20 protein-coding genes and 1 riboswitch are annotated in these 20065 nt (G+C 38.1%); of the genes, 5 read left to right on the top strand and 15 right to left on the bottom strand.

The window, feature by feature from the left end; translation table 11 throughout:
* Positions 1 to 213: 213 nt before the first annotated feature.
* The 7 genes from MKY88_RS08900 to MKY88_RS08870 all read right to left on the bottom strand — a co-directional run bounded on the left by MKY88_RS08900 (position 214) and on the right by MKY88_RS08870 (position 7102).
* On the bottom strand, positions 214 to 924 hold the full coding sequence (locus MKY88_RS08900) for an ankyrin repeat domain-containing protein (RefSeq protein ID WP_328201997.1): 711 nt from the start codon (positions 922 to 924) through the stop codon (positions 214 to 216).
* Positions 925 to 1065: 141 nt separating this feature from the next.
* Positions 1066 to 1752 carry a response regulator transcription factor gene (locus MKY88_RS08895; protein WP_328201998.1) on the bottom strand — a complete coding sequence of 229 codons (687 nt, stop codon included), beginning with the start codon at positions 1750 to 1752 and terminating at the stop codon, positions 1066 to 1068.
* Complete coding sequence (locus MKY88_RS08890) at positions 1730 to 3208, bottom strand: sensor histidine kinase (RefSeq protein WP_193831604.1); 1479 nt, start codon at positions 3206 to 3208, stop codon at positions 1730 to 1732. Before MKY88_RS08890 ends, MKY88_RS08895 begins: the two co-directional genes overlap by 23 nt.
* A 183-nt stretch (positions 3209 to 3391) precedes the next feature.
* The gene (locus tag MKY88_RS08885) at positions 3392 to 4753 is read right to left on the bottom strand and encodes a PepSY-associated TM helix domain-containing protein (protein WP_291758496.1); all 1362 of its coding nucleotides are present in this window, start codon (positions 4751 to 4753) and stop codon (positions 3392 to 3394) included.
* Positions 4754 to 5171: 418 nt separating this feature from the next.
* Positions 5172 to 6191 (bottom strand): 2,3-butanediol dehydrogenase, encoded by a 1020-nt coding sequence (locus MKY88_RS08880; protein ID WP_036225052.1) that lies wholly within the window; start codon positions 6189 to 6191, stop codon positions 5172 to 5174.
* A 16-nt stretch (positions 6192 to 6207) separates the two neighbouring features.
* Positions 6208 to 6852, bottom strand: coding sequence for a TetR/AcrR family transcriptional regulator (locus tag MKY88_RS08875; RefSeq protein ID WP_328202004.1), 645 nt, complete (start codon positions 6850 to 6852; stop codon positions 6208 to 6210).
* Positions 6853 to 6934: 82 nt separating this feature from the next.
* Positions 6935 to 7102 carry a hypothetical protein gene (locus MKY88_RS08870; RefSeq protein ID WP_008175715.1) on the bottom strand — a complete coding sequence of 56 codons (168 nt, stop codon included), beginning with the start codon at positions 7100 to 7102 and terminating at the stop codon, positions 6935 to 6937.
* Between the two features lie 217 nt (positions 7103 to 7319).
* Positions 7320 to 7508: riboswitch (cobalamin riboswitch) on the bottom strand.
* A gap of 186 nt (positions 7509 to 7694) precedes the next feature.
* On the opposite strand from MKY88_RS08870, the gene MKY88_RS08865 reads away from it, so the two are divergent.
* The 4 genes from MKY88_RS08865 (at position 7695) to MKY88_RS08850 (ending at position 11044) form a co-directional block, all read left to right on the top strand.
* Entirely contained in the window at positions 7695 to 8408 is a 714-nt protein-coding gene (locus MKY88_RS08865; protein ID WP_193831600.1) for an MBL fold metallo-hydrolase, read from the top strand.
* Positions 8409 to 8419: 11 nt separating this feature from the next.
* Positions 8420 to 9004, top strand: coding sequence for a TetR/AcrR family transcriptional regulator (locus MKY88_RS08860; protein WP_193831599.1), 585 nt, complete (start codon positions 8420 to 8422; stop codon positions 9002 to 9004).
* Between the two features lie 83 nt (positions 9005 to 9087).
* Positions 9088 to 9453 carry a VOC family protein gene (locus MKY88_RS08855; protein ID WP_069480934.1) on the top strand — a complete coding sequence of 122 codons (366 nt, stop codon included), beginning with the start codon at positions 9088 to 9090 and terminating at the stop codon, positions 9451 to 9453.
* Positions 9454 to 9697: 244 nt separating this feature from the next.
* Positions 9698 to 11044: a C40 family peptidase gene (locus MKY88_RS08850; RefSeq protein WP_328202010.1), complete on the top strand. Its 1347-nt coding sequence runs from the start codon at positions 9698 to 9700 to the stop codon at positions 11042 to 11044.
* Between the two features lie 50 nt (positions 11045 to 11094).
* Here the strand turns inward: MKY88_RS08850 and MKY88_RS08845 are convergent, their stop codons facing one another.
* Both MKY88_RS08845 and MKY88_RS08840 read right to left on the bottom strand, forming a co-directional pair.
* A complete protein-coding gene (locus MKY88_RS08845; protein ID WP_193831597.1) occupies positions 11095 to 12483 on the bottom strand; it encodes a UDP-N-acetylmuramoyl-tripeptide--D-alanyl-D-alanine ligase in 1389 nt (462 codons plus the stop codon).
* Positions 12484 to 12629: 146 nt separating this feature from the next.
* Positions 12630 to 14024, bottom strand: coding sequence for a Mur ligase family protein (locus MKY88_RS08840; RefSeq protein WP_291758483.1), 1395 nt, complete (start codon positions 14022 to 14024; stop codon positions 12630 to 12632).
* Between the two features lie 140 nt (positions 14025 to 14164).
* On the opposite strand from MKY88_RS08840, the gene MKY88_RS08835 reads away from it, so the two are divergent.
* Positions 14165 to 15376, top strand: coding sequence for an ATP-grasp domain-containing protein (locus MKY88_RS08835; RefSeq protein ID WP_069480930.1), 1212 nt, complete (start codon positions 14165 to 14167; stop codon positions 15374 to 15376).
* A gap of 82 nt (positions 15377 to 15458) precedes the next feature.
* Here the strand turns inward: MKY88_RS08835 and MKY88_RS08830 are convergent, their stop codons facing one another.
* The 6 genes from MKY88_RS08830 to MKY88_RS08805 all read right to left on the bottom strand — a co-directional run bounded on the left by MKY88_RS08830 (position 15459) and on the right by MKY88_RS08805 (position 20060).
* Positions 15459 to 17693 carry a YheC/YheD family protein gene (locus MKY88_RS08830; RefSeq protein ID WP_328202015.1) on the bottom strand — a complete coding sequence of 745 codons (2235 nt, stop codon included), beginning with the start codon at positions 17691 to 17693 and terminating at the stop codon, positions 15459 to 15461.
* A gap of 79 nt (positions 17694 to 17772) precedes the next feature.
* Complete coding sequence (locus tag MKY88_RS08825; RefSeq protein WP_193831594.1) at positions 17773 to 18204, bottom strand: hypothetical protein; 432 nt, start codon at positions 18202 to 18204, stop codon at positions 17773 to 17775.
* A gap of 159 nt (positions 18205 to 18363) precedes the next feature.
* Positions 18364 to 19026, bottom strand: a complete 663-nt coding sequence (locus MKY88_RS08820; protein WP_414673995.1) for an HAD family hydrolase — start codon at positions 19024 to 19026, stop codon at positions 18364 to 18366.
* A 68-nt stretch (positions 19027 to 19094) separates the two neighbouring features.
* Positions 19095 to 19466: a DMT family transporter gene (locus MKY88_RS08815; protein WP_069480926.1), complete on the bottom strand. Its 372-nt coding sequence runs from the start codon at positions 19464 to 19466 to the stop codon at positions 19095 to 19097.
* Positions 19467 to 19478: 12 nt separating this feature from the next.
* On the bottom strand, positions 19479 to 19802 hold the full coding sequence (locus tag MKY88_RS08810) for a DMT family transporter (protein ID WP_069480925.1): 324 nt from the start codon (positions 19800 to 19802) through the stop codon (positions 19479 to 19481).
* A 45-nt stretch (positions 19803 to 19847) separates the two neighbouring features.
* Positions 19848 to 20060 (bottom strand): helix-turn-helix domain-containing protein, encoded by a 213-nt coding sequence (locus MKY88_RS08805; RefSeq protein ID WP_008175687.1) that lies wholly within the window; start codon positions 20058 to 20060, stop codon positions 19848 to 19850.
* Positions 20061 to 20065 lie beyond the last annotated feature (5 nt).

The raw sequence follows: 20065 nt of genomic DNA, 5'->3' as shown, positions 1-20065 counted from the left end.
TAAAAAATAGAGAAAAATATTTAAGAAGAGTTGACGATAGAACAAAAGTCATCGAGAGTGTGATCTTCTCGATGACTTTTATGTAGGCTTTCTATAAATGAATTAATAGCTCCCTCTTGTTTTCACCCCACTTAAAATTTAGGAACAAATTGGAAATGTAGTGCTTTATGCAGAAATTGCTTGGAACGAAGGGCGATGACTCCTGCTTCAGCTTTACTTGGCTCCTGCAGCAATAAGGATTTCTTCTATCCCCTTAAACCCTTTCTGTTTCGCGTGCTGTAAAGGTGATACATTATTTTTATCTGGAATATTGACATCAGCACCATGATCAATCAACAATTGAATGGCTGTTTGCTGTGTCGGATTGCCGTTATTTAAAACGATCGCTTCCATCAATGCGGTCCACCCCAAATGATTGACATGATTTACATCGATGCTAGTGGTAGTTAATAATTCCTCAATGACATCAATATAGCCGTGCTCAGCTGCAGGAATTAATGCCGTTCCACCATAGCGATTTACAATTGTAGGATCGGCACCTGCTTGAATCGTTAGCTTTAATATATCCAAATAGCCTTCCGCACCAGCATATAAGAAAGGCGTGTTTTTCATATCATCCTGGATGTTTACATCGGCACCTGCATCGATTAGTAATTTCGCTGCTTCCACATCCTGATTATATGTAGCAATCATTAATGCTGTTCGATTGTTTGAGTCTCGAGCATTGATATCTACTTTTTCATTGATAACCTTTTTAAGCGATTCTATATTTCTTTTTTCTACTGCTTGAAACAATTGACTAACCAAATCTGTTGCCATTTCCTCATTTCCTCCTTTATTAAGCTTTATGACCTCCGTATCATTTGGGGCACATCCCTGCAGTAAAAATGATAAAGCGATCGTGACCGCTTGCATTTTTTTCATTTGCTATGCACCGTCCTCACTAGTTAATTTTGTCGTTATATTCTTAGTTTACAAGTCATTGCTAAATTACCTATTAACCATTTCTTAAAAAAGTCTAAAATTTCAATAAAAAAACCTCGTCAAGACGACGAGGCATTGATTTTATACATTTAAGCGGTAACCTGCACCCCATATGGTTTCTAAAAACTTTGGCTGTGCAGGATCACGTTCAATTTTTTCACGAAGCTTTCGTATATGCACGGTAACTGTAGAAACATCTGCAGCGGATTCATAGCCCCAGTTTCGCTCATATAATTGTTCTTTACTTAATACTTGATTCGGATGTTTAACAAAAAATACAAGCAAATCGAATTCCTTAGTCGTAAAGGCCACTTCTTCACCATTCACAAAAACCTTACGAGCGGATGTATCGATTGTAATACCATGGATAGACATCATATTATTCGTTGGTTGGTTAGAGGCTAAACGCTCATATCTTGATAAATGCGCCTTGACCCTTGCCACAAGCTCACTTGGACTAAAGGGCTTGGTAATATAATCATCTGCCCCTAAACCCAGGCCACGAATTTTATCAATATCCTCTTTTTTGGCAGACACAAATAAGATGGGGATATTGTTCACTGCTCGAATTTGTTTACAAATTTCAAATCCATTCATACCCGGAAGCATAATATCTAAAATAATTAAATCATAATCACCGTGAAGTGCCTGCTTCAGCCCCTCATCGCCATTATGTTGTATATCTACCATAAAATCATTAATTTCTAAATAATCACGTTGGAGCTCTGCTATGCTTACTTCATCTTCAATTAATAGTATTTTTTTCATGATCTTTCCTCATTTCCTCATCCTTTTTCAACGAAATGAAAATGCTCGTTCCCTTTGTTAATTCGCTCTTTGCCCAAATATCGCCGCCCATTTCAAGGACGATTTGTTTTGCAATCGCTAACCCAAGACCGCTACCACCTGTTTGCGAATTTCGAGAAGGTTCCGCACGATAAAAACGATCAAATATATGTGGTAATGCCGTAGGATCAATACCCGTACCATTATCCGTAACTTGAATGATTGCATCATCTACTCGCTCATGTAAGGAAATAATGATCTGCTTATAGGATTTATCCATATATTTTTCACTATTGCTCAATAAATTAGATAAGACACGTCTTAATTTATCCCTGTCTGCCATAGCAATAAGCGGTGAGCCTGCTGATATATATTGTAAATGAATATCTCTGGCAATAAAGTCAAAGCTAGCATCCTCCACATAATCATGCATATATTGTTGAAGATCCACACTGTCCATTTGGAACGGAACCTTTTTCAAATCTAATTTGGAAAATAAAAATAATTCATCAATTAATACGTCCATATCCTTAGCTTTCGTATAGATCGTTGTTAAATATTTATCCATTTTCTCTTCGGTATTCGCTACACCATCTTTAATGCCTTCCACATAGCCAATAATAGAGGTCATCGGCGTTTTTAAATCATGGGAGATATTCGATAAAAGTTCTTTTCGATTTTCTTCATATTGAAGCTGAATTTGTACAGACTCCTTGAGCTTGACTCTCATTTCCTCAAACGATCGATTGAGCTGACCTATTTCATCATTAGAACGAGATGTAATTTCAAAATCTAAATCACCCGATTTAATCCGTTGAGCCCCTTCTTTTAAGGCTGTAATTGGATTAATAATGCTTCTAGACACTAAATAATTGAGTAAACCGATAATCATCATAAATAATACAAATAAGATACCTAACAAAATAGGTAATAATTCTCGCGTTACTTCCGCATGTGAACTAACCTCTCTTAAAACAAATATACTCCCTTCCGTTTTGTCTGGGAAATAAAAATCAAACTTCACATACGTATAAAACGCTTGATTGATCATGATTGTGTCACGTGAATTAATATTGGTCGCCTCAAAACCTGGTAAACTTTGCAGTAATAATTGTTGATGCTCTTGCTGAGTTGCAAAAACAATTTGATGGTCTTTACGCACAACAATCTCTATGGAAGGAGCATTTATCGTTTGTAGCTGTTCGATATCTAAAAGCTGCTGGGGATTATTTTTAGCCAATAATTTCAAATCTAAAAAAGCATTTTCCTCTACTGTTGTTAAAGGCTTTTGGACATATGATTTTTTGTAAAAATGCTCAATTGCTTTAACATCACCTGTGATAGCAAAGGAAAAAAGAAAAACCGCTGCAAGTAAAAGCGTGATCGCAATAATAATAACGCCTACATAAGATAGCAAAAACCTCGTTTTAATTGACATCTAAATTCCCCCAATTAGCTGAAACTAATAGCAATGTATCATACAAATCTTAAAACTTTATAAAATCGTGCTGAAAAATCTATAAATAATTTTCAGCATCAACATAGTATTCGGCTTACGCAATTGAAATAATCACCACAAAAAAAGATACGGCACATTTTGGTTGTGCCGTATCCATTCTTTTTATTTAGTTTCTTCTGCTCTTAGTTTCTTTTTGGTTTGCCATCCTAAAATGAAATATTCGATCAACACCACTGCGATCAACGAGGCACCGAACAATGGCATGATAATTCCTAAAATAATAAGGAAGATGACGAAAGGTAGTGAGATTTTATGTGAAATTTGTGGTGGCGCAGATAGTTCCCCTTTTTTTCTACGTAAAATCCAAGTGCGAATTCCCCATACAATTACTGCTAAAAAGGCTAAACATACGAGTAAGTTTAACAGCTTATTTGGCCAGCCAAACAAATGACCTTCATGTAAAGGAATGCCCCATGTGAAGAACTTCGCCAGCATACCATAATCCTCGTAGTTAACTTGATCAATAAACTTGCCGCTATATTGATCAAAATACATCGTTGCTTCGTCTGTAGGCTTGACATCAAGTCCTGTTACACCTGAATTACTAGCCTTTGCCACTGTATATACGCCTTCTTCGTTTGACGGATATATAATCGAATAAGGTTTGGCGATATTCATGGCCGTGATTTCTTTTTCAAGATTAGCAATGGTCATTTGGTTGTCGTTTGTATAACGGACAGACCCACCACCGTGATGCTGTGCATGTTCTCCCTCAGATGTTGGCGCCTCTAATTGACGAGTTGCCCATGGAATTTCAGACACATCGGATGTTGGTGGCTTTTGCTGTAATAATGGGTAGCCGAAAGTTGGGCTTTCTGACGCTATATTGGCCAGTATTGAACCTTGAAAAGCCGACCATAAAAGCCCTGTAGAAATGAACATCACCATTGGAATAGTAATGATTGTCCCAACAAGCGCATGGTATCTCTTACTTTTTTGTCGTTTATTTTCCGACTTGCGCTTTTTCAATAAATCGCCTTTCAATGTCATATAAAGTCCAGATAGTAATAAAAAGATCGTCCAGCATGCCGCAAGTTCTACTAAATAATTGACAAATGTACCACCAATAAATAGAGAGCTATGGGTATTTCTCATAATATTAGAAAATGTATAATTGGCATCCTGACTCCCAACCATTTGATTTTGATCATCTAAAAATACATATTTCTGTTCATTGCCATTTGATAAGGTTAAACGTGTATTATAAGGCTCTTCCAACATAATCACTTTTGTCGTGGAGTATCCTGCAAATGCTGCCTCTGCTTTTTCCACTGCTTCATCAATTGTTAAGACCTCTTCTTTATGGCTATCGCCAAAAAAATAATCATCATATAAGCGATTTTCTACATCTGTAAAAAACAAATAACCGATCCCACTTAATGTGAGAGATAGCAGTAATGGCGTAATACAAAGGGCTGCGAAAAAATGCAAACGCCAAAACCTTGAATAAAGCAGATTTTTCATTTTTAATCTCCAATCTATTTGATCAAATACGCCTCACCGTAATTGCCGCTGATGGTAGGCTGCGACCAGATTTTGAAGAGGAGCTTGGCCGGAAAGTTCGAAAGTTCCTCTTCAAAATCTGTGATATCCGCTTGAGGCATTATCTTGATTCAGTAGGCGTTTGAACACTCAATTAGCATTCATCGCTCCTATGAAGGAGGAACCTTCTGTATTTGGTACTACTTTCTGTACAAATATTTGCTGAATGAAGATAAATATCAAATTTATTATATAAAGTAAAAGTGAAATAAGAATGAAGTCCTAAAGGCAGTTTTATGACAAACAAATGTATTCCTAGTGGTATTCTGTTATTTAAAAGATGTAAAAAATCATAGCTAAACCAGTGATGACACCGGTTCGGCTACGATTTAGGTTAGCTTTATAAACTCATATTCACAAGGATTTTACATTGGCTACGATCTTTCATGAGTGCTTCAAAGCCTTTTTCAACGATATCCTCTAAAGCAATTTGGCTAGTAATCACTGCCTGCCCATCGATTACCCCACGTGCTAGTAATCGAATGACCTCTGGGAAAATATTCACGTAAGCAAATGATCCGCTAATTTTCACTTCAGGAGAAACTACCGCGTTCGGATTGAATTCCACTGGTTTTTCCCAAACACTGACAATTTTAAATTCTCCACCAGGATGAACAGCACTTACGCCACTTGAGAAGGTTGCTTGGACACCTGCTGCGTCATAGGCAACATCCACCCCACCGTTAGTTTTCTCACGAATAAAGGCAACAGCATCTGTGTCGATTGGATTAATGACATAGGTTGCGCCTAGCTCCAATGCTTTTTGGCGTCGTTCATCAGAAACCTCTACTACAAAGATCTCACTTGCTCCTGCTGCTTTCACAGCTTGCAAAATTAATAAGCCAATGGGACCTGCACCAAAAATAGCGGCTGTGTCTCCAAGCTTTAATTGACTTTGACGAACAGCATGAACGGCTACGGCTGTAGGTTCAACAAGTGCGCCTAGCTCTAAGCTCATACCTTCAGGAAGATGATAAATATTTTCCTCACGAACAACAGCATATTCAGCAAAACCACCTGAAATCGTATAGCCATATGACTGGCCGCTTTTACATAAGTTTGAATAGCCACGTTTACAGTTCGCACATTTTCCACATGGGATAGGTGGTTCCACTGCCACACGGTCTCCCACTTTGGTGTGAGTGACACCCTCTGCGACCTCCACAACTACTCCCGAAAATTCATGTCCTAATACTGGCTGTGTACGGAATGCATAAGCACCACCTACATACTCATGTAAATCACTGCCACATATCCCTGCAAATGCAATTTTTACTTTCACCATTCCATTTTCTAGTACAGGAAGTTCGGCTTCCTCTACTCGTATATCTTTCATGCCATAAAATTTTGCTGCTTTCATTGCGATTACCTTCTTTTTAATAGTTTGTTTGTAGACCATTTAACACGAAATCTACTGCAAGATCTGCAATTTGTTCAGGTGTTAATGGCAATTCGGATCGATTTAAAAATGGATTATTGAGTGAGTACATTAATGTCCCCATGATGAAGTTAAGGGCAACATCAATGGAATCAAAATGAATTGTTTGTTGCTCTAAACAAGCTTGTAAAATTGTCCGAAGCTGCTCCCATGAAGGTAAAAATACGTCCTTCAGCATCTCTAATCGTGGACTATTCATCACAATCTCTTGCTGTAAAATATCAATTAATTCATGCTCTTGAATGCGATAAAGGACAAAGTTTCTGCAAAAGCTACGAAGTGCTTCTAGTGAATCATTGACATCATAATGCGCATTCATAAAAGTATGGCGGAGCGGCTCGAATAGTGCATTAAAGACATTTTCTTTGCCACCGAAATGATAGGAAACAAGTGCGAGCGATACATTCGCCTCATCACAAATTTGTCTCACCGTCGTTCCATCGTATCCTCTTGAAGAAAATAATAATTTTGCCGCCTGTACTATTTGATCTTTTACCTCTTTATTTTTTTCTTTTTGTACTAAATCTTTCTTATCGACAGGTCTCACCTCTTTTTTGAACAAACGTTCAAAACAATTGTTCAATAGAATCTTACGCCTCCTACAAAATGTTGTCAACAAATGCGCAATAAAAAAGGCTACCCCATAAGAAGTAGCCTTCAATTGATTATCCAATTAATTCTTTCATCACATTTGCGTACGCTGCTAAAATAGATTGCTCATGTGCCGTATCATGCCCAACATATTGTTCAACAAGCTCCTTCAAGGGCTTTGGCTCTTGCATAATTTCAAATTTAAATAAACTTTCATAGTACTCAACAACTTGTGGATTCATGTGGACCACTCCTTTAATAATTTACATAAAAAAAACATCTTTCCCTCATTAGAAAGATGTCTTTTATGACAAATACACGACATAATACGATGTTTGCCGTATGGAAATAAGCTTTCTATTCTTCATAGAAGCTACCCTTTTAGCATTCATCGCACTATGAGCATGCAGGAGAATTTCTCTAGTCACACTCAACACCCCCTATCCGCGTAGGTTTTTTTGGCTGTACTAGATAAAGGCAGGTCTCCTGGCTTATGTTCTTCACACCTTTCACCTTCCCATTACAAGGCGTAACAGTGGTCTCTTGAAATGTGCTCCCATTTACAGTTGCGGGACAGCGTCGGATTTTCACCGATCTTCCCTTTTAAACAAACCCAATTTGGTTTGTACCTCTATCCTATTATTCCGTTTTTATTATTATACCATAAGGTTTATACGATCTTACTAGATTCCAAAAAAACTATAGTTTATTCACCCATTCAGCTATTTCCACAATATTTCTAGCACTATACACCCCATTTAAAGAGAATATTGCAAAAACTAATTGTATTAGTTAAAATAAAAATATAATTAGTTTATAGGAGGTATTATGAGAATGAAGGTTTCTACTATCAATACCGTGTATCAATTGTCATTTATGCCTAGAATATTTCCTGTTAATTGTTATTTTGTAGAAGAGCAACATGAGCTAACACTGATTGATGCTGCATTACCTTATAGTGCAAAAAGTATTATGGATGCAGCTAAAACTATAGGAAAACCAATAACGAAGATCATTATTACCCACGCACATAATGATCATATAGGGGCTTTAGATACATTAAAAGAAGTAATACCTGATTGTCAGGTGTACATTTCTTCAAGGGATGCCCTATTATTGGAGGGGAATAAAACCTTGCTTCCCAATGAAAAGCCTGTACCCATCAAGGGAGGCCTTCCTAAAAACATTAAAACTAAGCCAGATATTTTACTGGAAGATGGTGCACGGGTAGGTTCATTAGAAGTAATTGCAACCCCAGGTCACACTCCTGGCTCTATTACTCTTTTCGACACACGCAATAGAAGTTTAATTGCTGGAGACGCCCTTATAACAAGAGGAAAGCTTGTCGTATCAGGTATGATGAATCCATTATTTCCGTTTCCTGCCCTTGCTACATGGGATAAAAGCTCGGCACTTGAAAGCGCAAAAAAATTAAGTAAATTAAAGCCAAGTCTACTAGCCGTCGGACATGGAAAGATGTTAATGCAGCCAGAAAAGCTTTTGGAAACAGCTATTGCAGAAGCAGAAAAAAGTTTACAAAGACAATAGGAGCTGAGGAAATGTCTCGTCGTATGAAATTAGATTTATCTATTATTGTACAAATGGCAACAGAATTAGTGGATGAACACGGATTGGACCAACTGTCAATTGGGCTTTTAGCAGAGAAATTAGAAGTGCGACCTCCTTCCCTGTATAACCATCTTGATGGATTACCTGAATTGAAGCAAAAGTTAGCCATTCAAGGCATCAAGAGCTTGCAAGCATATATGCTTCAAGCTGCAGTGGGACGTTCAGGTGATGATGCCATTCGTGCAATTAGTAAAGCTTATATTCAATTTGTTCGGGAGCACCCCGGGTTATATGATGCTACCACTCGTTTTCCAGATGCTAATGATCCTGAATTACAGCAGGCTCAAGAATCTATCGTGCAGCTTGTTCTTCGTGTATTAGATACCTATCATTTGCAAGACGAAATGGCGATTCATATGGTCAGAGGATTACGCAGTATTCTTCATGGATTCACTTCCATTGAACAATTAGGGGGATTCGGGATGCCGCTTGATAGTAATAAAAGCTTCTCCATCTTAATAAATACTTTTATAGAAGGCATTCATGCAGTTATGCTGAATCAGCCTGAAACGTAGATGTTGCCACACCGTCTTACATTGTTAATATTTAGAAATAAATCTATAATTAGCTATGAGTAATTGAAACAGGAGGTCTAACTATGATTATTGCTTTACATCATGTGCAAATTACTATTCCAAAAGGTTCAGAGGATCAAGGAAAAGATTTTTATTGCGGTGTCTTAGGTCTGAAAGAAAAAGAAAAACCCGATTCTCTTAAAGGTAGAGGCGGATTTTGGTTACAGCTTGGTCACCAAGAGGTACATGTAGGAACAGAGGATGGCTTTGATCGATTGTCGACAAAGGCTCATATTGCGTATCAAGTTGAAGATATTGATTACTGGAAGAAGAAACTAGCCGCACATCAAATCGAAATAGTAGAATCTGTACCTATCCCATATTATGAGCGTTTTGAATGTCGAGATCCATTTGGTAATCGAGTAGAAATCATTCAGGCAATTGCCTAAACTGTCCTATTTTGGGGCAGTTTTTTTATATGAAATCCTCCCATATTACAGTTTACTGAAACATTTGTAATATAACTGTAAATTCCTTCGATAAAGCCACTTATAGCAGGCGTTGAGGCACTCCCCTACTTCTCCTTGGAAACATTTACCGCCGAGAAGCCCTATATTTTCATGCTACGATTATTTCCAAGGCAAGACGATACAGGAGAAATCCTACTAGACGCTTCAGGAGGTTATAATCAACATGAATAAACGATTTTTATCTACAACACTTGCATTAACAATTGGATTTAGCTCATTCGGATTAGTCCAAACAGCGATGCAGCCAATTCAAGTAGAGGCAGCTACAACAAATGCACAAAACAACGCACAGGCAGTTGCCGCTAAAGCCGATCAATTGATTCAAACTGGTAAAAGCTTAATGGGTCAATCGACATATAGCAATACGGTTTACAAGCCTACATATCCATATAAATTTTCTTGTGCTTCATTTTTAATGTATATCTTCGAGAAAAATGGTGTAGATCTTGGGACGTATAATGAAAACTATATGATTCAACAAGGCACATATGTAGCGCGAAACCAATTACAAAAAGGTGATTTACTATTCTTTAAGAGTAAAAAAACAGGAACGGATCCCGACCATGTTGGTATGTATATCGGTGGCAATAAAATGATCCACATGGCTGATTCCAAGCAAAATATTGTGATCTCAGATTTAAATAGTAAACCTTATTATACTGAAAACTATGTATCAGCACGACGCGTTTTACCTACCCTTCTATCTGCCAACCCAGCAACAAAAGGTGATAAAATTGTAGAGAATGCGCTAACTTATAAAAATAAAGCAACGATTAGTTCATCAACGAATGAATCGAGTCTACGCTTTACAGCCCCAGCATTTGTTGATTTCGTCTATCGTAAAAGCGGTGTGACACTAGGGGCAAAAACGTTAAATGATTTAATGAACCAAGGATCAACAGTAGCACGTGCAAACTTGAAAAAGGGTGATTTAGTATTCTTTAATAGTGTGACAGGCTCAAAAAACCCTTCAATTGTTGGGATTTATGCCGGTGATCACCGTATTATCATCCCTAATTCCGATGGCGTGATGACGAGAGTTTTATTAGTTGATTACTATAAAGAACACTATATTACAGCTAAGCGGGTTTTCTCTGACACCCCCTCTGTAAGTGCACCTTCAGCAAATACGTCGGCCGATAAGATTATTGCTACAGCTTCAGGTTTAACAAGCAAAGCAAAATTTGGTTATACGTATAATGAGAGTGCACTAACTTTCACAAGCGCGGGATTTACGTACTATGTATTTAACAAAAACGGCATTGATTTAAAGGATAAACTAGCGAGCAAACAGGCTTTAGTCGGTACAAAAGTGCTTAAATCTCAGCTTCAAAAAGGTGATTTATTGTTCTTCTCAACGAATGATGGAGGAGCAAATATCACGCAAACAGGCATCTATTTAGGAAATAATCAATATATTAGTATGACAACTAACAATGTTGTCAAACAAAATTTAAGCTCCACTTGGGCGCAAAAGAATTTTGTTACAGCTCGACGTGTGTTAAAATAACAAAGCTTTAAATGGTAGGGTGTCTCAACTAGTAGAGACACCCCTTTTATTTAGGATAAATTTTTAAGATTGTTGGCAAATTCAATCATGGATCTACTCGACATCGGTCCTTTTATGAGAACAATCGTGTCCGCGTCAAGCTTTGGTTTCAATAATTCTAAAACACCTGTTACATCTTTAAACGTATGAACCTCTGCTTTAGTTCCATCTTTTTTTGCTTGGTCGGCAATTGCCTCTGCCCTTTTGCCGATCGTAATTAATGTATCTATCTGTCTTTCAGCTACTTTGGAGCCAATTTCCCGATGATATTTTTCTTCAAAATTTCCTAATCGCTTTATATCCCCCAGCACAAGAATGACTTTTTTTCCTTTTCCTACTGTGTCTAACACTTTCAAAGCTGCTTCGACAGAAGTCGGATTGTTGGTCCACGTATCATCAATAATCGTACTTTCACCTATACCAGTCGTAAATTCTAAATGTCTCGCCATTTGTTTAAAGGTTCTTAACCCTGCAATAGCCTGACGTATGGAAAGTCCCATTTCGCTACAGGCAGCAATGGCGGCTAACGCATTATATACTTGATGCTCGCCGTAACCAGGCACAAACACATTATACTTAGTGTTTGCTACTTCTAGCACAAATTTCATGCCTGTATGAGCAAATTGGATAGCGGAAGCTTTGTAATCAGCCGTATTCTGTAAGCCAAATCTAATAATTTTCCCTTTAAATTTTTGTAATGATATTTTTTGGATGTTGGCATCATCTGCATTAATTATTAGTGTACCATCTGCTCGAATTCCCTCTACTATCTCTGCTTTCGCTTTAATATAACCTTCAAGATTGAGACAGCCATCTAAATGGTGAACACCAATATTCGTAATAATGCCGATAGTCGGCTGATAGATCATGCATTGATGTTTTATGTTACCCGTATTCCCCAAGCCTAGTTCAAAAATGGCAGCCTGTGTTTTTTCATCAACGCCCGTCAAATAGGGCAATGATTGCCTTGGCTCATTTTTACTGCTAACAGATGCTTGCACTTGCCAATGTTTACTAGCAATATGTTTTAGCATCTCTTTCGTTGTCGTTTTACCACAAGTTCCAGTCAATGCCACAACCGGTATTTGAAAAAGGCCACGATAATATTCGATAAATGTCCAGTATGCCTGCGCAACGCTTTTGACGTGTAAAACCGTTGTATTATCTAATGCATTTTTCAACTCAGTAGCCGGTTTATCGGAAATGACAAGGGAGGGGCCCTTTCTATCAATCTCTTGCCAATTGATTTTATCACTTCGACTAACAAACATAAGTGTATGATTGTGAGTTAAATCATGTCGATTATAGTAGATTGCATGCTTCACAGACCATTGATCTAATCCATGGATAATTTCCCCCTGTAGGACGCTTCTAATTTTTTGCACACTAATGGATTGCAAGTGTACTACGCCTCCTTTCTTTATCAATCTTGTTCAGACCTATTAATTCTCTTGATCACGAATGCTTCATTTCTGATCAATTACTATACCTTATTAGAGTGGCATTCTATATGACACAGTTAATATCCTATAAATGAAGAAGTGAGCTAAACTGTGGGAGGTGGGGGTTTAAGTTTAAGATCAGCTGCTAATTTCGAAATCTGTTCACTATACATATCACCCTTTATAAGGACTATCGTATTTTCATCCACAATTTTCTGCAACAATGGATAAACAAGCGTGCTATTTTTATAGGTATACACAGGAGCGTTAAACCCTAAGTTCACCGCATGATCAGCCATAATTCGCGCATGCTCTCCAATAGTAATGAGCACATCCACACCAATACGTTGAATTAATTCACCCGCCTGCTCATGAATAATATAGCCCCATGAACCCAAATCGGTAATAGTGCCAATAACAGCAATTTTTTTCTTACCTTCTCCGAGCTCATTCAACACTTTTAAGGCCGCCTCTAAGGAAGTTGTAGTAATACTCCATGTATCATCTAAAAGCATGGAATGATTAATGCCCTCAAAGAGCTGTAATTGCTTTTTCAATTGTCGGAAAGATTGAAGTTGATTGGCGGCAACTGGAATGGGTACTCCTATTTCATAGGCAGCTGCAATGGCAGCAAGGGCGTTGTATACTTGATGTTGACCAAATCCTGGTACAAAAATGTCATAGATTTTTCTATTATGATGCAACTTAAAGTTCATACCCTTTTGATAGTATTGGATATGGCTCGCCCGAAAGTGACAAGAATCATGGATGCCTACTTTCACTATGCGCCCATTGAACTTAGAGATATCTAATTTTTGAGTATTCATATCTTCGGCGTTTATGATGAGGGTTCCTTTAGGTTGAATGATGTCTAGCATTTCTCCCTTTGCCTGAATATAGCCTTCAAGCGTCTTACAATAATTCAAATGATGGGCACCAATATTAGTAATAATCCCAATAGTCGGCTTGAAATACTTCCCGGCATTCGTGACATCCCCTGGTGAGCCAACAGCTGTTTCAAATACAGCAGCTCCTGTGTCTTCTTCAATATTCAGTAAGTATTGTAATGAAGCCGTTCTTGAATTACTACTTAATGTCGTTGCTGTCACTTGTCGATCAGCAGATAGAATATGTTTAATCATCTCTTTCGTCGTTGTTTTGCCTGAAGTACCAGTAATCGCAACAATGGGGATATGAAACTGATTGCGATAAAAATGAACAAACTTCCAATATGCCTCATTTACATTCGCAACCTGTATGATGAAGATCTGGGCTGGAATGTCATTTGGCCGATATGCTCTGTCGGTCACTATTACAAGAGGAGAAAGTGGCTCAAGACTTTTCCAATTAACAATACGTTTACTTGTAAAAAGGGCCGTATTGGGCTTTTTCACTTGTTTTAATCGATAAGCACCATGCTGTATTAGCATTTCCTCAGACCCTTGCACTAAATAGCCCGCCGTAATCATTGCTAAATTTTTCACCGAAAGAGGCTTCATATCTTTTCTCCCTCCTTTCTTTTCTAGTATATGTAACCTCTTAAAAGTTGCTTGGATGTAGACAAGATACACAACTAGAAGAAAACTATTTCGTAGCATATATATAAAGGTGATTAAGTATCTAAGTACCAATAGAAGGAGTGATATACCTGAAAGCGATTGTATTTATCGGTACAAACAAATCCGGGTCTAGTCGTGAAGCAACAAGAGCAGCAGAAAGATTAGGCTATTTCACAATACTTTTCACCAATAATGAAAAACAACTTCAGCAGCGCCGATCTTACCCCGATATTCATAGAATGATACTCATTGATACTTTGAATATCGAGAGAATGAAAGAGGAAATTGATAAACTAGGGAAAACCGGATTAGAGATAAAAAGTATCGTTAGTTTTGTTGATCCATTTGTCCATGTTGCTTCAATGCTATGTGATGAATTTTGTCATAACTATACATCCTCCTCTGCAATTGAAATTATGGAGGATAAAGAAAAAACCAGAAATTATTTAAAAGACCAACCATACTCTCCAAAATTTTCACTCATGAGGCCTAATGAACCCATTGCGAAAAATTTAACATTTCCATTAATCGTGAAATCACCAAAGTCAACAGGTTCAAAAGATGTACTATTAGCAACAGATGCCGACCAGCTGAATAACCACCTCAAAGCATTGCGCAGTAAAAACCCCTATGAAACGATTATGATTGAAGAATATTTGGAAGGCCCTCAATATTTAGTGGAGGCGGTCGTATATCAACGGCAATCACATGTAATTGGCATTATTGAGCAGGAAATTACTCAAGGGAAACGGTTTATCATAACAGGCTATGGAGTATTAGTGAAAGCTCCTGTGGATATTCAGGCAGGCATTGAGGAAGTTCTTCAGTCCATCGTCAAAGCTTTTGATATAGAAAATGGCGCTCTTCATTTGGAGCTACGATTGACAAAAAACGGCTGGAAACTCATTGAGATTAACCCAAGGATTTCTGGAGGTGCCATGAACAATATGCTTCATGCAGCTCTCGGATTTAGTTTAGTGGAAGAAACACTCAAGCTCCTACTTGGCGAAGAGCCTAATCTTAAGCCTAGACATAAAAAGTTTGTTTACACAAAATATGTCATTGTGGAAAGCAAAGGAATTTTAGAAAAAGTGATTGGCAGAACAAGAGCGACGAATTCAACTGGAGTGGTTGAGGTTTATGTTAAGCCAAGGAAAGGTACTTTATTAACCCCCCCTTTATCAATGGGTCACCGTTATGCCTATGTCATTGCACAAGGTTCAACCTTATCTGAAGCTCGGAATCATGCAACAAATGCCGCCAAAGAAATTAAGTTTATTTTAAGAGTATGAAAAAAAATCCCGAATAATTGCCGCTTGCCAGTGGACAGTTACTCGGGTTTTTATATCCATTCAGTTACCTTAACGTAATTAATTATTCATCTTTTAATGTTTGGTCCAAATATTTCACCGTTTCAAACATATTCGTTTTACTAGCACCCTTGACGAGAATCGTATCATGAGGCTTGATCAGTTTATCTAGCAGTGCATGCAAGGCATCTTTATTAATAAAATGGTGTACCCTAGATGGGTCCATGCCCATTTCAATCGCTGCATTGCTCATTTCATCTGTCCTAAATCCATAGGTGATGAATTCATCGATGCCTACCTCATAAATATACTCGCCAACCTTCCGATATTCTTCTTCCCTCAACACCCCAAGCTCACGCATTTGTCCAATAATCGCCACTTTTCGTTTCTTAGCAATATTCGTCAGTACATCAATGGCTGCTCGGACTCCTTGTGGATGGGAGTGAACAGTATCATCTATGACCGTAATATCATCGCGCAAGTTATAAATCGTTAATCGTCTTGGTGGCTTTTTAAAGTTGAGCCCCGCCTGAATATCCAATGGACTAAACCCTAAATAATCAGCTACCGCTACAGCATTAAGGGCATTATAAACATGATGCTCTCCCAGTATAGGAATATACAATTCTATTTCTTGCCCATGTAGCTTCATTTTAAAGGACATGCCAATATCCTTATACTGAAGATCATATGCTCGGTAATCAGCATCACTTTTTATACCTACCGTTAACATTTTCCCTTTAAATTGCTGTGTCTCTAAATATTTTGAATTCTCATCATCTTTATTCAATATTAATAGCCCTTGTTGATCCATTCCATGAATCAATTCAGATTTCGCCTTCGCAACTCCTCTTACATCCCCATCAAAGTTACCTACATGGGCTAAACCAATATTTGTCACAATACTAATATTCGGCTGAATAATGCTACAGTGATTCGTAATAATACCTGGGTAGGCCATCCCATATTCTAATACGACAGCCTGATGAGAATCATTGATTTCTTCCTTATGCTTTTTTGTATGCTCTGTCGTATTCCAATAATCCTTTGATTCAAACACATTCCATTTTTTTGATAAAATCGAACCGACAAATGCTTTGGTTGTTGTTTTTCCCGCACTTCCCGTAATGGCAATAATAGGTAGGTTCTTTTTGATCTCCACTTGATTGCTTTTTGGTTGTACAATATCCTTTTTGACGTCCGTTTGATTGCTTTTCTGTTGAACAATTTTCTTTTTTACAGGTTTTTGATTTTTTGCTAGATACATCGCATAGCGAATGGAATTAATCACAACATCTAATTCTAAATAAAAAGCAGGAGGACAGCCTGGGCGCCAATTAACCTCATACATCCAAATTTTTTGTTGATGATCTAAACCGACGTCAATGCCAATTTCATCAATGACCTCCCCGAATTTCTCCATTTGTATTTCATCTAGATGATGTGCCAGTGCTAAAGAAAAATGCTCTAGCATTCGCCGAATGTTGTAAGCTTCTTCCTTGAACTCTTGCTCTAAAAATGGATCTAAGTAATTGGTGAATCCTCCATTATTAATATTCGGGATGATAGAGCCATTTGGAGCAATCCGAGGATAGACAGTCGTCACCACCCATTTACCTTCACCATTCTTTTGCACATGCAGACGGAAATCATATACTTGACCTGCCTTTGTAATCGATTGAATATAAGGCTGCATAATAAAAGTACCTGACGCAAGCTGCTCTTTTAATAAGGCATCTAATTGAGGCTTTGAATAGATTGTATTCGTACTATCCTTTTTCACCTCAAAATTCTTCGGTCCCGCCTTCGTAATAAAATAAATTCCTTTTCCTTTACGACCATCAATTGGCTTAAACACAACCCTTTTATAATAATTAATAAACTTATGAAATACATCGGCATCCTTGACAATTTCAGAAGGAATCAAATACTGTTCAAATTCCTTAGCTTCCTTTAATCGCTTCATTACATTCCATTTATTTCCTATCGAATACGTCGTAAAGGGAATCTCTTCTTTTAAACGATCAATAATCTCTTTGGACACAGATAACTTCTCGGGACTCCCCGCATTATAAATAACATCTGGAAAGGGCATTGATTTTTCCTGCCACTGCCCATCCTCATAAACCTTAGCTCGAATGGAACGTTTCGCAAAATCAACACTTTTAGGTGTAAAATAAAAAAACTGTGCCCCTTCTGCCTTTGCAACTGCTGCATACGCATAAGACTTGAGAACTGTCGTTGGATCAAGTCGATGATGCAACATACCAATAATCGTCATAGCTAAACTTCCTTTCATTAGATTCTCTCTCTAATACATTCACTCTTAATCCCTTTCATATAGACAGATGCTCTAGCTCTAGTAGTTTAATATGATGCTACCATTTAGGTTCTATGATAAATTTCCCTTTTAGCATATCTGGCTTCAATAGCTGAATCGCTGAAATGCCACTAAGTTCAATGGATTTTTCTGTACTTGTTTTTTCTAGCCTCACTACATCTGCAAGGAAATTTGTATCGTTCCCCTCATAGTCAAAGGCGCGCAGCAATGACACCGTGCCCCGATATCGATCTTTATCGACATCCTCTATACGGAAAAACTCCGTTTCAAAATTCTTTACCGTATCCATTAACCTTAAATGAGCGCCACTATTGGTAATTAAAAAAAACGGAATCGTATCACTCCCAACTATTTTTACAAGCAGCTGACCGAAATATTTAGAATGAAAATCCATCATAATATCCTGAAGATCCTTCAAATCGCACAAAGCTTCGCATAAAAAATGATTTCTTCTTTTCTCACTATTCAAATCGTAGCCCCCCTTTCTAGTCTGAATAAGTATCTTGGTCCCCGTAAGTTGCCCTCTCGTTATAATATGTACAGATAAATAATATGACGACTTTTTCACAAAGAAACTAAAAAAACCTCTACCAAACGAAATGAATGGTTAGAGGTTCGAAGCAAATCATTATTTGACAAAGCATGCCAGTAGATCTTCTAAATCATATTGTTCTAAATCATCTATTGTATGATGACCTGTAGCAAAAGGTAATTGCTTGGTGATGGTATTGGGAACAACTACCGTATGAAGGCCCGCTGCCAAAGCTGCACGTGCTCCATTTGGCGAATCCTCCATAGCTATCGCTTCACTAGCACTTACACCTAACTGTTCAAGCGCCTGCAAATACAGCTCAGGATCAGGCTTAACATTTGTCACCGTATCAGCCGTACAATAACAATCAAAAAACTCTCGTATATCCAATGCATCCACAAACCGATCAATCCATTGACGGCTTGAGCTACTTGCAAGACCCATTTTTAAACCCGCTTTCTTTGCTTGCTGCAAAAGATTTAAAATACCAGGTCGTATCACTTCCAATTCCATCAGCTCCGCATGCCTTCCCTGAATAGTTGTTCGAAATGCCTCCACATCCAAATCCATCTGATGATGTGTAATGAGATAAGTATAAGGATTAAAATCCTGAAGATTTGTCCCAAGGCATTTCGCATACGTCTCTAACGATAATTCCACACCATATGATGCATAAGCATCCTTAAAAACCGTATACCAAGCTGTTTCTGTATCAATAATCGTCCCGTCAAAATCAAAAATAATAGCCTTCATTAACATCCTCCTCCCCCAAAAAAGCTAATATCCCGTTCCCGCATGCTAGCCTTCACTTTGCTGGTTCTATCCGTCTATTCTCGCATGCTATCCGTTACTTCCACTTTGCTATCGGTCTCTCTGCCATTTCGATCTCCTTGATTCAGCAAAATAACGCCGCCTATTATGAGTGCGATTCCAAGCGCAGAATAGAGGTTAAACAAATCGTTCCAAATGACAATGCCTACAATCACTGTCAAGGCGGTGCCGACACCTGACCAGATGGCATAGGCTAGACTTAATGGCAAGGTTTTTAAGCATAATGATAGACTATAGAATGATATTCCATAGCCAAGCGCCACCGCCACAGATGGTCCTGGAACAGTAAAGCCGTCCGATAGCTTCAGCATTGTTGTCGCAAAGACCTCACTAATAATCGAAAGTGATAAAAATAAATAGCCTTTCATCGCGTTAGCCTCCTAATGACCACCCGCAAGATTGAGCACCACGACACCTACAATAATACAAAGAATCCCTAGTACCTTCTTACGATTGAATATTTCCTTATATAGCACAACTCCTACAATAGCCGTTAGTGCTGTGCCTAACCCTGCCCATATTGCATAGGCAGTGCCAATGGGGATGGTTTTTAAGGTTAAGGCTAAACAATAAAAGGCCGTTCCATAGCCGACCACCACACCGAGAGATGGCCAAAAACGGGAGAAGCCTTCGGTACGCTTGAGCATGGAGCTAGCAAAAACTTCTGCTACAATGGCGATGAATAAAAAACTGAAAACCTTCATTTTTCAAAAACCCTTTCTTGCTGCTATGTTTAGATGCTACGATAACTAATCTTCATCCTCAACATACTCTAATATATCCCCCGGCTGGCAGCCCAAAGCCTTACAGATGGCATTTAAAGTAGAGAAACGCACGGCTCTTACCTTGCCTGTTTTTAAATTTGAAAGATTGACAATCGACACATCAACCTTCTCTGCAAGCTCGCTCAGCTGCATTTTACGATCCGCTAGCATCCGGTCTAAGCGAATAATTATGGTCATATTTT

The sequence above is a fragment of the Lysinibacillus sp. FSL R7-0073 genome (assembly GCF_038009065.1).
Taxonomy (GTDB): Bacteria; Bacillota; Bacilli; order Bacillales_A; family Planococcaceae; genus Lysinibacillus; species Lysinibacillus fusiformis.
The sequence above is the reverse complement of the archived record's forward strand: the minus strand, read 5'-3'. Positions and strand labels throughout refer to the sequence as shown.

Bases quoted from the DNA above. Each gene is read 5' to 3' on its own strand.
- MKY88_RS08900 (WP_328201997.1), bottom strand. From the start codon at position 924: ATGAAAAAAATGCAAGCGGTCACGATCGCTTTATCATTTTTACTGCAG.
- MKY88_RS08895 (WP_328201998.1), bottom strand. From the start codon at position 1,752: ATGAAAAAAATACTATTAATTGAAGATGAAGTAAGCATAGCAGAGCTC.
- MKY88_RS08890 (WP_193831604.1), bottom strand. From the start codon at position 3,208: ATGTCAATTAAAACGAGGTTTTTGCTATCTTATGTAGGCGTTATTATT.
- MKY88_RS08885 (WP_291758496.1), bottom strand. From the start codon at position 4,753: ATGAAAAATCTGCTTTATTCAAGGTTTTGGCGTTTGCATTTTTTCGCA.
- MKY88_RS08880 (WP_036225052.1), bottom strand. From the start codon at position 6,191: ATGAAAGCAGCAAAATTTTATGGCATGAAAGATATACGAGTAGAGGAA.
- MKY88_RS08870 (WP_008175715.1), bottom strand. From the start codon at position 7,102: ATGAATCCACAAGTTGTTGAGTACTATGAAAGTTTATTTAAATTTGAA.
- MKY88_RS08865 (WP_193831600.1), top strand. From the start codon at position 7,695: ATGAAGGTTTCTACTATCAATACCGTGTATCAATTGTCATTTATGCCT.
- MKY88_RS08860 (WP_193831599.1), top strand. From the start codon at position 8,420: ATGTCTCGTCGTATGAAATTAGATTTATCTATTATTGTACAAATGGCA.
- MKY88_RS08855 (WP_069480934.1), top strand. From the start codon at position 9,088: ATGATTATTGCTTTACATCATGTGCAAATTACTATTCCAAAAGGTTCA.
- MKY88_RS08850 (WP_328202010.1), top strand. From the start codon at position 9,698: ATGAATAAACGATTTTTATCTACAACACTTGCATTAACAATTGGATTT.
- MKY88_RS08840 (WP_291758483.1), bottom strand. From the start codon at position 14,024: ATGAAGCCTCTTTCGGTGAAAAATTTAGCAATGATTACGGCGGGCTAT.
- MKY88_RS08830 (WP_328202015.1), bottom strand. From the start codon at position 17,693: ATGAAAGGAAGTTTAGCTATGACGATTATTGGTATGTTGCATCATCGA.
- MKY88_RS08820 (WP_414673995.1), bottom strand. From the start codon at position 19,026: ATGTTAATGAAGGCTATTATTTTTGATTTTGACGGGACGATTATTGAT.
- MKY88_RS08815 (WP_069480926.1), bottom strand. From the start codon at position 19,466: ATGAAAGGCTATTTATTTTTATCACTTTCGATTATTAGTGAGGTCTTT.
- MKY88_RS08810 (WP_069480925.1), bottom strand. From the start codon at position 19,802: ATGAAGGTTTTCAGTTTTTTATTCATCGCCATTGTAGCAGAAGTTTTT.
- MKY88_RS08805 (WP_008175687.1), bottom strand. From the start codon at position 20,060: ATGACCATAATTATTCGCTTAGACCGGATGCTAGCGGATCGTAAAATG.